At 42.9% G+C, this 14,802-nt stretch carries 12 protein-coding genes and 1 riboswitch; of the genes, 1 reads left to right on the forward strand and 11 read right to left on the reverse strand.

The window, feature by feature from the left end; genetic code table 11:
* Positions 1-86: 86 nt before the first annotated feature.
* From hisC to FDP09_RS11300, 10 genes are all read right to left on the reverse strand, one after another.
* Entirely contained in the window at positions 87-1,151 is a 1,065-nt protein-coding gene (gene hisC, locus FDP09_RS11255; RefSeq protein ID WP_137402764.1) for a histidinol-phosphate transaminase, read from the reverse strand.
* A 2-nt stretch (positions 1,152-1,153) separates the two neighbouring features.
* Positions 1,154-2,446 (reverse strand): histidinol dehydrogenase, encoded by a 1,293-nt coding sequence (hisD, locus tag FDP09_RS11260; RefSeq protein WP_137402765.1) that lies wholly within the window; start codon positions 2,444-2,446, stop codon positions 1,154-1,156.
* A gap of 25 nt (positions 2,447-2,471) precedes the next feature.
* Positions 2,472-3,332 (reverse strand): ATP phosphoribosyltransferase, encoded by an 861-nt coding sequence (gene hisG, locus FDP09_RS11265; RefSeq protein WP_137402766.1) that lies wholly within the window; start codon positions 3,330-3,332, stop codon positions 2,472-2,474.
* A gap of 277 nt (positions 3,333-3,609) precedes the next feature.
* The gene (gene hemA / locus FDP09_RS11270) at positions 3,610-4,851 is read right to left on the reverse strand and encodes a glutamyl-tRNA reductase (RefSeq protein WP_137402767.1); all 1,242 of its coding nucleotides are present in this window, start codon (positions 4,849-4,851) and stop codon (positions 3,610-3,612) included.
* A gap of 564 nt (positions 4,852-5,415) precedes the next feature.
* Positions 5,416-5,772 carry a translation initiation factor gene (locus tag FDP09_RS11275; RefSeq protein WP_137402768.1) on the reverse strand — a complete coding sequence of 119 codons (357 nt, stop codon included), beginning with the start codon at positions 5,770-5,772 and terminating at the stop codon, positions 5,416-5,418.
* Positions 5,773-5,777: 5 nt separating this feature from the next.
* Positions 5,778-6,623, reverse strand: a complete 846-nt coding sequence (locus FDP09_RS11280; protein WP_137402769.1) for a universal stress protein — start codon at positions 6,621-6,623, stop codon at positions 5,778-5,780.
* Positions 6,624-6,918: 295 nt separating this feature from the next.
* Positions 6,919-7,833 (reverse strand): 1,4-dihydroxy-2-naphthoate polyprenyltransferase, encoded by a 915-nt coding sequence (locus FDP09_RS11285; RefSeq protein ID WP_137402770.1) that lies wholly within the window; start codon positions 7,831-7,833, stop codon positions 6,919-6,921.
* A gap of 180 nt (positions 7,834-8,013) precedes the next feature.
* Positions 8,014-8,610, reverse strand: coding sequence for a glutathione peroxidase (locus tag FDP09_RS11290; protein ID WP_137402771.1), 597 nt, complete (start codon positions 8,608-8,610; stop codon positions 8,014-8,016).
* A 2-nt stretch (positions 8,611-8,612) separates the two neighbouring features.
* On the reverse strand, positions 8,613-10,403 hold the full coding sequence (gene argS / locus FDP09_RS11295) for an arginine--tRNA ligase (RefSeq protein ID WP_137402772.1): 1,791 nt from the start codon (positions 10,401-10,403) through the stop codon (positions 8,613-8,615).
* A 67-nt stretch (positions 10,404-10,470) separates the two neighbouring features.
* Positions 10,471-11,421: an arginase gene (locus FDP09_RS11300; RefSeq protein ID WP_187328845.1), complete on the reverse strand. Its 951-nt coding sequence runs from the start codon at positions 11,419-11,421 to the stop codon at positions 10,471-10,473.
* 863 nt (positions 11,422-12,284) lie between these two features.
* Positions 12,285-12,397: riboswitch (SAM riboswitch) on the forward strand.
* A gap of 122 nt (positions 12,398-12,519) precedes the next feature.
* On the opposite strand from FDP09_RS11300, the gene FDP09_RS11305 reads away from it, so the two are divergent.
* The gene (locus FDP09_RS11305; RefSeq protein ID WP_137402774.1) at positions 12,520-13,011 is read left to right on the forward strand and encodes a hypothetical protein; all 492 of its coding nucleotides are present in this window, start codon (positions 12,520-12,522) and stop codon (positions 13,009-13,011) included.
* 329 nt (positions 13,012-13,340) lie between these two features.
* On the opposite strand, the gene FDP09_RS11310 is transcribed toward FDP09_RS11305, so the two are convergent.
* Positions 13,341-14,801, reverse strand: a complete 1,461-nt coding sequence (locus FDP09_RS11310; protein ID WP_137402775.1) for an efflux transporter outer membrane subunit — start codon at positions 14,799-14,801, stop codon at positions 13,341-13,343.
* Position 14,802 lies beyond the last annotated feature (1 nt).

Raw genomic sequence — 14,802 nt, forward strand, 5'->3', positions numbered from 1 at the left:
GGTTGTAATGTTGTATAATGATTGAAGGAAGCTTGTTAAATATCTATTAAGTGTCACGAGGACTTCATGTGAGACAAGCTTCCCTGTTAGTTAGCATTTAGGTTAAGGAAATGAGATAATGCCTGGATGAGCCGATCATTCTCTTCTCTGGTGCCCACGGAGATTCTAAGGCATTGTTCACATAGGATGACCTTGGAGCGATCCCGAACAATGACCCGGTTTGCAATAAGATAATCATACGCTTCCTTAGCGGCAGGAACTTCCACTAGGAGGAAATTGGCATGCGTGGGATGGATTTTTTGCACACCATCCATTTTTGTCAAGGACTCATGAAGGTAATCGCGCTCCTCAAGGATTTCCTTTACCATTCTTTGCATTTTGGAGGTGTCATCAAGTGCTTCCAAGACCGTTTCTTGGGTCAGTCCACTGATATTGTATGGAGGTTTGATCTTGTTTAAGATCCTGATGATATCTACCGATGCAAAGGCCATCCCCAGTCGGAGGGCTGCCAGTCCCCATGCTTTGGAAAAGGTCTGCATGACCAAAAGGTTTGGGTGTTTGCCCAGTTCATCCGTAAAACTGGGCTCATCACTAAAGTCAATATATGCCTCGTCCACCACGACCAGCCCATCGAATCCTTCGATGACCTTAACAATGTCTTCTCGCTTGGCTTTATTGCCGCTTGGATTGTTGGGGGAGCAGATGAAGATGATCTTGGTGTGGCCATCGATTGCTTCCAAGATTGCATTGGGACGAAGCTGAAAATCTTCCGAAAGATTGACCCGCTTGATGGCAATGTCATTGATGTCTGCACTTACCTCGTACATGCCGTAGGTAGGGGGCAGGATGATGATATTGTCCATGCCTGGACGGCAAAATGCGCGCATTAGCAGGTCGATGGCTTCATCACTGCCATTGCCAATGAATATCTGCTCTGAAGGAACATGCTTGATCCTGCTGATTTTTTCTTTTAGTGCATGTTGGTAAGGATCAGGGTAGCGATTATAGTTTTTCGAAGTGATGGATCCAAAAGGGTTTTCATTGGCATCTAGGAATACACCTTCTTTGCCAGTATATTCATCCCGTGCGGAAGAATAAGGTTTCAGCTGCGCAATGTGTGGACGAAGCTGTTTTTTCAGGTCAAATGCCATGCTTATTGATTGTCTTTAATGTATTTTAAACGAACAGAAACGGCATTTTTGTGGGCATCTAATAGTTCATTTCCGGCCATTACTTCGATGGTCGGGCCCAATTTTTGAAGGCCTTTCTCAGTGATTTTTTGATAGGTGATTTTTTTGACAAAACTGTCCAGCGAAACACCACTGTAATTTCTGGCAAATCCATAAGTAGGCAGCGTGTGATTTGTGCCAGAAGCATAATCTCCCGCTGATTCAGGAGTGAAGTTTCCGATGAAGACAGAACCGGCGTTGACGATTTTTGCCACTACTTCATCTTCATTTTCCACATTGATGATGAGGTGCTCAGGAGCATACTCGTTGATCAGTCCGATGGCCTTTTCTTGGTTGCCCATGATCACCGCTACACTGTTTTCCAAGGCCTTTTTGGCAATATCTTTTCGGGGTAGATTGGCCAGTTGCTTATCGACTTCTTTTAGGGTCTTCTTAGCGACTTTTGATGCCGTGGCGACCAGTACTACTTGGCTATCCACTCCGTGTTCAGCCTGAGACAACAGGTCAGCAGCCACAAATGCAGGGATGGCGGATTCGTCGGCATATACCAGTACTTCCGAGGGGCCTGCCGGCATGTCGATGGCAATGCCTTTTTTTGTGGCCAGTTGCTTGGCAGCCGTGACATATTGGTTGCCAGGGCCAAAAATCTTGGCCACTTGAGGGACGGATTCGGTGCCATACGTCAAGGCGGCGATGGCTTGGGCACCACCTGCTTTGACGATTTTGTCGATACCGATCAGGTTGGCGGTATATAGAATGGCCGGATGGATTTTACCTTCCTTGTTAGGCGGGGTACACAGGACAATTTCTTCACATCCCGCAAGATTGGCAGGAATGCCCAGCATCAATACCGTTGAGAATAACGGTGCAGTTCCCCCAGGGATATAAAGCCCTACTTTTTGGATGGGGACACTTCTGCGCATGCAGGTGACCCCTTCCATGACCTCCATGGTCAGGTCTTCTGTCTGCTGCGCTTGATGGAATTTTTCAATATTTACCTTGGCTTGGTGGATAGCGGATTTTAAAGCTTCATCCATTAGTCCGTAAGCTTCGTTGATTTCGTCACGCGTGACCAGAAGGTCGTCGATTTCTACATGGTCATATTCCAAAGCGAACTTCTTAAGTGCTTTGTCGCCTTGACGGCTGACTTTGCGCATGATTGGCTTGACGATTTTTTGGATATCTTTCATCTGTTGAACCGGCCGGGCCAGTTCTTTTTGCCATTCGTTTTGGGAGGGATTGGTTATGATTCTCATCTGAAACGTGTCTTTGAAAGAGCAATTAAATCACCATTTTTTCTATAGGTACTACCAAGATGCCTTCGGCTCCGGCAGCTCTCAGTTCTTCGATATTTTCCCAGAACTGGTCTTCACTCAGCACGGAGTGGACAGAAGACCATCCTTCCTGTGCAAGGGGCAAAATGGTCGGGCTTCTCATGCCAGGGATAAGGGAAATGATTTTGTCCAGCGATTTATTGGGGGCATTGAGCAGTACGTATTTATTGCTTTTGCCTGTCTGCACGGCATTTATGCGGAAAAGTAGTTTTTCGACGATGGCCATCTTTTCTTGGTTCAAGCCTTTGTGGCTGATGAGCACCGCTTCGGATTTGAAGATTTCTTCTACTTCTTTGAGACCGTTCATCATCAGGGTAGATCCGGAGCTGACGATATCGCAGATCCCCTCTGCTAAGCCTATGCTTGGTGCAATTTCCACTGATCCGCTGATTTCGTGGATTTCAGCATTGATATTATTGGATTTCAGGTAGTCTCCAAGGATTTTGGTGTAGCTGGTGGCGATGTTCTTTCCTTCAAAATAGGATATTCCTGGATATTCCTGACTTTTTGGGATGGCCAAGGACAGACGACACTTGGAAAAGCCCAATTTTTTGAGCACATCAACGCTTTTGTCTTTTTCTACCAGTTCGTTTTCACCCACGATTCCTAAATCCGCCACCCCGTCAGCTACATAGCCAGGGATGTCATCATCTCGTAAATAGAGAAATTCGATGGGGAAATTGGTAGCGGTGGATTTTAGTTTACCTGTACCATTGTAGAATTTGATGCCACATTCTTTGATGAGGCTTAATGAATCTTCACTTAAGCGACCGCTTTTTTGGACGGCTATGCGAATAATATTTTCCATGAAATAAAGATACGAATATGAATAGTTCTTTTAAGAAATTCCGTGAATCAATCGGGCTGCAGGATAATTTGCGCACAGCCTCTGGGGCGATATGTAAATAGTATTCCTCCTTAGGAGGAATGATGGAAATGATGAACAGTCGCAGTCGGACAAACTGTAAAAAATGGCATAGCGATAATATTTGATTGGCTGCTGTTCATGATAATGCTACAAAATTAAGCAGCTGTCACTATTATCCAAAAAATGATAAGCTTTTTTCTGGTAAATTAATGATTCCTTAAAGAAAAGTCTGATTGATCAAGGAATTATAAACTTTCCGTTCATTTTCATTTTTAATGGATTTGAGGGTCACCACGGTCTTCTTGATGATTTTTTGGATCATGGCATCCATCACTTCTTCGTAAGAGGTGGTGGATGTTTGATCCATCAGGCGATGATAGCGATCCATTTCTTCGGCTTTGATGGTTTGCAGGGCAGCCTTCATCGATCGGATGGCTTCCAGGTTTTTATTGTCCTGTTGCCATTGGATAAATTCTTCCAAATAGGAGTCCAGAATCCCCTTTACATCTTGGATGCTGGCCTTTTTTTGTTCCATCGCGGCCTGGGTGACCTTTCCTATGTCATCCATGTCATAGAGCATGACACCAGGTACATTGGCCGCATCTGGAGCAATGCTCCGTGGCATGGATATATCCACCAAGACTTTGAATAATACATCTGTATTGTCAAAGTCACTTTTCTGCAAAATCGGAGTGGTTACGGATGGGGAAGAAATGATGATGTCAAAACCATGCAGTTTACGTGCTAGTTGATCCAAAGGAAAATAGCCCAATGTTGTTTTAAACTTTTCATTGAATTGGGTTACTTTTTCTTCCGTTCGGTTAAAGACGGTAAGTTCTGTATGGCCTTTTGAGCAAAGGTGTTTGCATACATTTTGCCCCATTTCTCCAAATCCAACAATGGCTATCTGAGTAGATTTAAACATGCCACGGTATTCTTCTATCATGTCCACTGCTGCGTAGGATGCTGAGCTAATGCCCGCGCGAAATCCAGTTTGACTGGAAATTTTTTTGTTTGCACTGAAGATTACCTGCATCAATCTATGGATATAGGTGCCGGCAGTTTGTGCTTTATCTGCCAGTTGATAAGCTTGTTTGATTTGTGAGCGGATTTGGGCATCTCCCAAAATTTGGGACTCCAATCCTGCTGAAACTTCGAAAATATATCGTAAAACTGTTCCTTCATCATTTTCTTGGGAAAATGCACGTAAACCGAGATCTACGTTTTGTTGTTTGACTTGGCATAAACAATCAAGAAGCTCTTGCGCACCTTCTTTTTCTCCAAAATAGACTATTTCGGTTCTGTTGCACGTAGAAATAGCCAATACTTCTTCTACTGACCTTAAGCGCTTGGCTTTGTCTAGAAATTGACCCACCTCATGTTGGTTTAGCGCAAAACGCTCTCTAACGGCAATGTCAGTGGTCTTATGGGTTAAGCTTAAAAGTCTGAACTGAATCATAATGTCTCTTTCTGATTTGAACCGAAAGCACATTGCTTCCTTCCATTATCGTTGTTTGAATATATGTACGCTGTTCAATGGAGCATTGGATTTTTAAAGTAGTGGGAATGTTGTTATTTGGAATCTTTTTAAATAATGGTAGCGGTGACGGTTTTCTTGGGCTTAGCCTTTAATCCTGGAACCAATGACTTTTAGTAAGAAGTTCACGGGATTTGACAACTTAAATCCGGAACATGTATTCACCAAAATGGCCAAAGCCAAACAGTTAAAGTCAAATAGAAAAGAAACTCCTAGCAGGTGAAAACAGGGAAATATCCTTAACTAAATGGCATTGGTTCCGGGTTAAGCAGATAGGTTATTACGTTTTGAGGGGTTACCAATAAAAAATAATTATATCTAGTAATCCAGTTGGAATACCTGCTTCGTACATACTATTAAAGGTTAAACATAAAAAGTAAGTTGGTTAATAAACGTTTTACGCGATTCTTCAAATGCGTCAAATTTAGTTTGTGGTTCAATTTTTTAAAATGGAAAAGGAGCGGTTTTTTAAACCGCTCCTTTTTTCTATCCTCCTGATTTTTTTGCCTTATAATTATGCTGGAGTAGAATATCAAGGATTTTGTCCCGATGGTCTCCCTGTATGATTATTTCGCCATCTTTGGCACTTCCTCCTACGCCGCACTTGCTTTTTAAGGTTTTGCCCAAATCCTTCAAATCTTCTTCAGATCCACTAAACCCCGTGATGAGTGTCACTTGTTTGCCTCCTCTGGCTTTTTTATCTAGCATGACTTTAAGGTTTTGTTGCTGTGGTGGAAGGGTTTCTGTTTCTTCTTCACCAAGATGATCAAATTCATACCCATCACTGGTAGAATAGACCACGCCATCACGCTTTTTCCAGTCGTTGTTCTTTTTTCTTCCCATAGTCGTTATTTCATCTTCATGGTCCACACAGGCCGCTTGGCATGGTTGACCACATCTTCTGCAATGCTGCCACTGAGCAGGTGCATAAATCCTGTCCTGCCGTGTGTGGCCATGGCTATCATGTCAATATTGTTTTCTTCAGCATACTGGATGATGCCATCTTCTTCCGAATCACTATTATAAATTTCAAATGTAACATTATCCAATTGGTTTTTGGCAATGAAATTCTTGATTTTGGCTTTGCTGTCCTTTGAGTTTTCGAAACTGTTTGGCGTGTTGATTTTTACCAGGTGAAGGGCTGCGCTTAAGGTTTCTTGCAGCTTTTTCAGTTGTCCAAAGGTATTGTTCTCGTCTCCAAACTCGCTGGCAAAGAGGATGTTTTTTATAGATGAAGGATGGGTTTTACTTTTGATGGTGATCACCGGACATTCGGCATGGCGGACGACTTTTTCGGTGTTAGAACCTATCAGCAACTCTTCCAGACCGCTGGTGCCTTTGGAACCCATGACGATGAGATCGGCTTTTATTTCACCTATTTCATTGGATATACCTGCATATGGATTACCAAAAGTAATTTTGGTGCTGAATTTATAAGGTACGTCTTTCAGTTTTTTTTCAATTGCGGCGACTTGTTCTTTCCTTTTTTCTACCAATTCAACCATAAAAACTTGCTGCATTTCATCACCTCCTAATCCTACTTCACCAGTCGTGTTGAAGTTTTGTCCGGTAGGAATTTCAATTACATGGAGTAATTTTAGATGTCCTTGGGTAAGTGCAGCCAGTTCTTTCGCAAAATCAAAGGCATTTTCTGCTTCTTCGGAAAAATCATAAGGTACTAAGATGGTTTTCATAGTTGTCGATTTTGATTAAAGTATGATAAAATCAAATTACGAAAAAGGCGTAATTATAACTAGTTTCTCCTTTGGTATTACAGGGCAAATGGATTTACAAATGCTCAAACATCCTGTCTGTGTTTATCACTTCTTTCTGTGACCAAAATTAAATTTCGAGATGAAAATATATAGCTATCGAAATATGCCAACACTCTACTTTTTGGTTTGATCATGTGATTGCTCTGTATGGCATGATTCAATACCAATTTCATGCCGAAATAGTGTGAGGGTTGGGACCGTAAAAAATGATTTCTCAAGGAACAGTTATCAAACCAATTCCGAAAGCGAGCACCCATAATAAAGTCGAAATGGCCATTTTCTTGAGGTACGGATCAAGCTCGGAAGATTTTGTTTTCTGCTGGACGTTTTTTCCTATTGCGATCATCATCGGCAAGACCAACAGGGCGGCCAAAGCACCAGGAGCATTTTCCAGCCAGCTAAAAAGTACCAGGGAAACATTGCCCAAAATAATCAAGGTCCAATTATAGCGTACTGCTGCTTTCCTGCCAATTCGGACAGGAATGGATTTTTTACCTGCCTTTTGATCCGATTCGATGTCCCTTATGTTGTTGATATTCAATACCGCCGTGCTGAATAAACCTAGCGATAGTGCGGGTAATATCAGGGTGGAAGAGAAGTCCAAGCTGTGTAGGAAATACGTTCCCAACACCCCCAAAAGGCCGAAAAAGAAAAATACGGAAATGTCTCCCAACCCCATATAGCCATAGGGGTTGGATCCGGAAGTATAATTGATAGCGGCAAAGATGGATAGAATACCGACCCCAATAAACGTAAAGAATATTACCCAGCTGTCCAATGCAACATACAGCAACAAGACACCGCAAAGGAATGATAAAACGCCTAATAAAACCATGGCATTTTTCATTTCCGAGGGCTGGATTACTCCAGATTGAACAGCTCTGATGGGGCCTTCTCTATCATCACCGTCCGCGCCATGGACACTGTCGCCATAGTCATTGGATAGATTGGAGAGGATTTGTAACAGGGTGGTAGTCAGGGCTGCCAAAACCGTTACTTCCCAGCGGAAGTTTCCGTGAAACCAAGCGATAAAACTGGCCATTAAGATGCTGGCCAGGGCCAATGGCAGGGTTCTCAAACGAATGGCATGTAGCCAAGCTTGTTTTTTACTGGTAAGCGTAATGTCCACGGTTTTATGCGTAAGTGGGGGAGGTTTGATACTAATTAAGACCTGTGAGGCTCCTTTAACCCGCATTATGCAATAGCCTATCTATTACGATTCCTAATGCATGAAATGGGTTTAAACTGGCCGTTTTCATGTCAAGGAAATACCGGCTGGTCTTTTTCGAACTATAATGATATTGAATTATTAAGACTCGATCAATTTGATGATTTCTTCGTCCATTGGATTGACGGCAGATTGGAAAAAGTGCTTGAGCTCACCATTTTCATCAATGTAATATTTACAGAAATTCCAGGTGGGTTCTTGATCATTCCATCCGTTTTGGGATTTGTCAGAGAGCCATCTATAAAGCGGGTGCTTGTCCACACCTTTTACAGATACTTTTTCAAACATCGGGAAGGTGACGCCGTAATTCCCAGTACAGAATTTCTTGATTTCTTCATTACTGCCTGGTTCCTGTCCGCCAAAATTGTTTGCTGGAAAACCAAGGATGGCGATCTTGTCACCATATTCCTCATTCAGTTTTTGGAGGTCTTCGTACTGCGGTGTATAGCCGCATTTGGAGGCTACATTTACTACTAGTACCTTTTGCCCTTTATATTGGCTCAGGTCAACTTCTTTTCCATCGATGTCCTTTACGGTAAAATCATAGAATGATTTTTTTGTCTGCATATCTTCTTGGTCAAGGGTTTGGGCTTCTACAGAATTGTTGGTTCCAGTGTTGGAACCAGAATTGCAAGATACTAAAGCTGCTATCGAAAGGATGAATATCAGTTTTTTCATAATTACATTTTTTCAGGTACTTTTACTCCTAATAACTTCATTCCGGACTGTAAAGTTTTGGCTACATGTGCGCTGAGTGCTACACGGAAACTACGAACTTTCTCATCCGCTTCACTAAAGATAGGAAGTTCTGCATAAAAGCGGTTATATTCTTTCGCCAAATCAAACATATATTGAGCGATCACAGACGGAGATAGCTCTTCTCCAGCTTGAGCAATTTTTTTCTCATAATCATTCAGCAGTATGATCAGTTCTTTTTCTGCATTTTCGACCTGCTGTAACCCTTCAAAACCTGTCGCAGAATAATCTAAACCAATTTGTTTGGCTTTGCGAAGGATGCTGGCGATTCGGGCATGGGAATACTGTATGAATGGTCCTGTATTTCCTTGGAATTCGATAGACTCCTGCGGATTAAAGAGCATTCGCTTTTTAGGATCGACTTTTAAAAGGAAGTATTTAAGTGCCCCCAGCCCTAGCATTTCATATAGTTCCTTTGCCTGCTCTTCGGAGAATCCTTCGATTTTTCCGAGTTCTTTGGTATGGCTTTCCGCAGTATTCACCATCTCCTGGATCAGGTCATCGGCATCCACGACAGTTCCCTCGCGGGATTTCATTTTGCCGGTAGGCAAGTCCACCATGCCATAGGAAAGGTGAAATAGTCCTTCACCGTATGGCCTGCCCAGTTTTCTCATGATCTTGAAAAGGACATCAAAGTGATAATCCTGCTCATTGCCTACGACATAAACCGATTTATTGATCTTGAAATCTTCGTATTTCAGGTCAGCTGTGCCCATGTCCTGGGTGATGTAAACAGAAGTGCCATCCCCTCGCAACACCAGCTTCTCGTCCAGCCCTTCCTCAGTAAGGTCTGCCCAGACGGATTGGTTGTCTTTTTTGAAAAACACTCCTTTTTCGAGGCCTTCCTCTACGATATTCTTTCCAAGAAGGTAGGTGTCCGATTCATAGTAAAATTTATCAAAGCTCACTCCCATTTTCTTGTAAGTGGCATCAAATCCTTCATACACCCAGCTGTTCATCGTTTGCCACAGGGAGACCGTTTCTTCATCACCTGCTTCCCATTTGCGAAGCATTTCCTGGGCTTCCAGCATGAGGGGAGCTTGTTTTTTGGCATCGTCCTCGGTTAGCCCTTTTGCGATAAGTTCTTGGATTTCCTTTTTGTAGGCCTTGTCAAAGAGTACGTAATATTTTCCGGCCAGGTGGTCCCCCTTCAGTCCGCCAGATTCAGGCGTTTCGCCATTGCCAAAATGGAGATAGGCCACCATGGACTTACAGATGTGGATGCCACGGTCATTGACCAGGTTGGCTTTGATGACTTCGTATCCATTGGCTGCAAGGATTTCCGAAACGGAGAATCCAAGGAAATTATTTCTTAGGTGGCCCAAATGAAGGGGCTTGTTGGTATTGGGAGAGCTAAACTCTACCATGACCTTTTGGTTTTTGGGTGGCAGCTGGCCAAGTTGTTCGTTTTGGTAGAGTGCTTGGAAAACAGCCATCCAGGACTGTTCGTTGACCGAAATATTCAAGAAGCCTTTTACCACGTTGTAAGCACTTACGGCATCACAGTTTTCGACCAGATACTGGCCGATTTTTTCGCCGCTATCTTCCGGTTTCATTTTGGTGAACTTCAGGAATGGAAAGAGCACAAAGGTGTAATTGCCTTCAAATTCCTTACGTGTGGGCTGCAAGGCAAGGGTGTCAGGGGCTACCTGATGGTCAAAAGCTTGTGCAAATGCTTTACTGATGGTTTCCAGTATCTGTTCTTGAATCGTCATTCTTTTTATAATATTATATAACTTCATCGGATCCTCTTCGGACCAATTGCATATCGTTTTCGGCGACTTAAAAGTTGCTGACCAAGGATTTGGTCGTGGATTCCAATACTTCAAAGGCATTTTGTGCCATGAGGTTCTCGGAATCCAAAGTGGGATTTACCTCTACGATCTCCCAACAGCAAACTCTTTTGTCTTTTATCAATTCCATATTCAATTTCAAAGCTTCCTCTACGGTAAGGCCATCCGGAACGGGAGTTCCTGTGCCTGCAGAAATGGAGCTGTCCATGCTGTCCACGTCGAAGGATATATATACCTGTTCACAATCTTCCAAAATGGATAAGGCCTCTTCCGAAATTTTCGTGATACCTTTTTCACGCACTTCTTTGGTGGTGAAATTTCGAATGCCATGCTTGCTGATGAGCTTATTTTCAGGTTCTTCAGTATCCCTGACCGCAATGTACACAATATCTTCCGCCTTGATCTTCGGAAAATCCCCTCCGATCTTCTTGATCTTTTCCCAGTACTCGATTTCCTCCGCAGAGGGATCATGTTGCTTGTTTTCCAAATTGTCTTCCTGCAGGCACATGCCCAGCGGCATGCCGTGCATGTTTCCCGATGGGCTGGTATATGGACTGTGGATATCTGCATGGGCGTCTATCCAAATCACGCCAAGTCGCTTTTCGGGATTGGCAGCCTTGATTCCCATAATGGTTCCGGCAGCTGTCGAATGATCCCCGGCCAGGACAATAGGGAATTTTTTTTCCAGCCGAAGTGTCTTTATCGTGTCATGGACATTTCCCAGCACTTCATGCACGCCATCGATGTATTTTGCGTGAGGGTAGGGGTTGTTTTTCCAAAGGTAATTATTTGCGTCCGGCACATTGATTGGGTCAAATCGGGTAAAGAAATCCGACTTTTTCCCCAAGCTGGCCACTTTTAGCGCATCTATTCCCAAGCTGGCACCCCTAGTGCCTGCGGCGAGTTCTGATCGTACTTCTACAAGCTTAATGTTTCTCATAATGGGTAAATCTCTAGTAATCTCTAGTTTGTTATATTGGGCAAATCCGTTTTCATGGATTTATTGCCACAAAAGTAGTCAAAATTGTGCATTTATGGGAGGGGGAGGTTCTAAAGGTTGGCAGGTTATAGGGGAATGGGTAGTTGGATAGATCAGGGCGAACATATTTAAGAAAGTATCACAGTTTAAATACATCTGCCGGCCCAAAGGAATAGCTTGATATGTGCTAAAAATTAGGGTCCGGTGACCTCATACGGTTTTAATATGATCCTCCGCTAAAGATTGATTTGACAGATGCTCAGTTGCTGACTACAACACCCATAAATTCATCATATATACCCACTACATTACATATAATCAAATTCGCTACTGTTTATGTTTTATTCATCCTCTAAACCAACTGGTGTCTTTGCTTTCAGCATTTGCCGTGACAGGCTGCTGCTATCCTAATGTACAAACTTGGAGAAAGTGCCAGCGGCACGGATGATAGCTGAACTCCACAAAATTTATTAGTAGTTGTGCATGAACTGGTAGCTGGGTGTTACGTTTATCGTTTAGGAGGTTGTGTTGGTTTTCTCATTCGTGCATTTGGTTTTCAAGAATACCTGAATGTTAAAATGGAGGTGTATATTGTAATGATAAGATAGTTTTAAGTGCTGGTTTTCAGTGAAATAATATTATAAATTACAATCATAAATGGCAGTGTCGAGGACGTTTGCAATGGCATGTGGGATGGAATGGCGAAGTGAAAATAAGAGTGGGAAAATAATTCCCTACAAATTCTATAGGGAAATTAGTTTTTGTTGAAAATTGTTGTACCTTTGAAGCAGTTATTAGCGAAAAGCGGAGTATGCTCAGTAGCTGATTTATAAAGAATAGGGGAGAGAACAGGCTCAGCGAACCTATAGCAACCTATCCCTCTCAACAGAGATAAAGGTGCTAAATCCTGCCGAAATCATTTGAGGACCTATAAATGTAAAAGCCATGAGACAAACAATGCGAATGCGGAACCTGCTAAAAGAGCCAAAGAGGTGTTGTTGCTGATTGCAGCACATCCGCGGAAAAAATTAACTAGTAACCATACCAAATCAAGAAACCATGACAGCAATAGCTTCAAATTATAACATCTCCACTCAACACAACAATATCTTTAGTTTCCGATCGGTAAGTCGAAATAAGGTGACGGACCTGCGGTCGTTGAGTGCCTATGAATGGCTAGCACAAAATGAATTTGTCCAGTTGGAAGGCCAAGGATCTTTTGGTTTTCAGAATTATGCAGATGCCAACAAACAATTTCAAGCAATCTATTTTACCCTTAAAGGAGATTTGGCGGCACATTATGCGTTCTTCAGAGGAATCGTATTGGCAGGACAGCCGAAGGAGATTTACTTGGAGAATATTCATGAAAACAGGAGTTTTACATTGAAATTTTACAAAAAAAATGAAGAAGTGGCCAAGCAGTACCTGGAGAAAGTTTTCAGAATTGTAAATGAAGAAATCAGGTTTAAGCAAGTACTTAGAAAAGTGCTTGTCAATCAAGAGAAACATCGCTTAGAAGAAAAGTTGCTCTTTAATGAGCTGAGCAATTAATGATATAATAATAAGCCATCACTAATAACCATACAAAAGAACCCTTGCCAAATCGACAAGGGTTCCTTTTTTTAGGGTTTATGCATCAATTTAGAATAAAGCCATTTTTTTGGGGAGCTAAATTCTTTATGTATCGAAACAATGATACGCCACCAAGGTCCTACAATGCAATATGTAACTTACATTCGGTACAGGTTACGACATGCACTTGGTGCCTTTGTGAATTTGTGGCATTTTTTCTTATCTGAGGTTTTACCATTAAGAAAACTCCCAGCCCCCCAAACTTTTACGTTTGGTTCCAGATCAAGAAGGTTTTGGCTGCTTCGGAGTTATTTCCATCCGCCTCCGAGGCTGCGGTACAGCTCGATATTGGCGATGGCCAATTGGGTTTTTAGCCTTACCAGCTCCATTTGATTTTCCAGAGCGTCTTCCTGAGCATTGATGATTTCCAGGTAGCTGGCAAATCCACTTTGAAAGAGGAGAAAGGCATCATTTACCCCCTTATTGGTAACTTGAAGTCTTTCCTCTACAATGTCGTGAGCCTCCTGTAGCTTTTCGATGGTCACCAGTGCATTGGATACTTCCCCGACTGCACCGATGATGGTTTCCTTAAAGTCCAGCTGGGCGATTTCCCTCTCGTTGATCGCAATGAGGTGATTGGTTTTCAACTTACGGTTTTGGAAAATTGGCTGGAAAATGGCACCGTTTAACATGGCAAAGCCGGCTCCCAAAGGATCAAGAAAATGCTCGATCTGGAAGGAGTTTAGTCCAACCCCGCCACTAATGGTCAGGGATGGATATTTCATGGCCTGTGTCACCCCTACATTGGCATTGCTGATAATCAAGTTGTACTCGGACGCCGCGATATCCGGTCTGTTTTGGATGAGTTCCAGTGGGACACCCGTTTGGTAAGTACTGTCAAAGGTAATGTCCTCCAAGTGATGGACAAGCTCCAACTCTTGAGGTGATCGTCCCAACAGCTCATTGAGGCGCGTTTCCTGGATGGCATAATCCCGCTCTAAATCTGGGATCAATGCCTTTGCCCGTAGCATTTGCGATTCGGTTTGTTGCACCGCAAGGGAGGTGGCTTCTCCAGCGTCATACTGGAGCTTTACGATTCGTAGCGTATTTTTGCTCAATTCATAATTCCGTTTGGAGACGGTCAGTTGGGATTTGAGCATGAGCATGTTCAGGTAGGTGGTGGCGACTTCAGAAACCAATGCGGTCTGCAAGGCTTTTTTGAATTCCTGGGTTTTCATAAAGGAAGCCCTTGCGGCTTCTTTTTGCCACCGGAGTTTTCCCCATATGTCTATTTCCCAGCTGGCCTGCAAGGAGGAGACATACTCCAAACGCTCGGTGTATAGGGTGGTGGGAATGTCATCTCCATGGTTTCTTCTGGCCCTATTGGAGCCATAGTTGTTATAGTATTCCGAATAATATTCCCGGTTATATTTAAAAGGAGAAGCCCCTAGGGAAGGCAAGAAATTGGCTTTTGACTGCTGTAGGTTTTGATACCCAATGTCTATTTCCTTAGTCATTTTCTGCATGTCGAAATTATTGTCCAATGCTGAATCGATCAGACTGACCAAAGTGGAATCCTTGAAATAAGCCTTCCAGTTAACGGATGCCATGTTTTTTTTGCCTGTCATCAGGCTATCCCTAAGGCTGTCCGCTCCGTAATATTGATCCGGGAAATCCATTTCCGGTCTTTTATAATTTTGCCCTACCTTACAACTGGCCAGCGCCATTACGGCCAGTGCAAAAGGCAATATGTTTTTTAGAGAATTCATA

The organism is Echinicola rosea (assembly GCF_005281475.1).
GTDB classification, from domain to species: Bacteria; Bacteroidota; Bacteroidia; order Cytophagales; family Cyclobacteriaceae; genus Echinicola; species Echinicola rosea.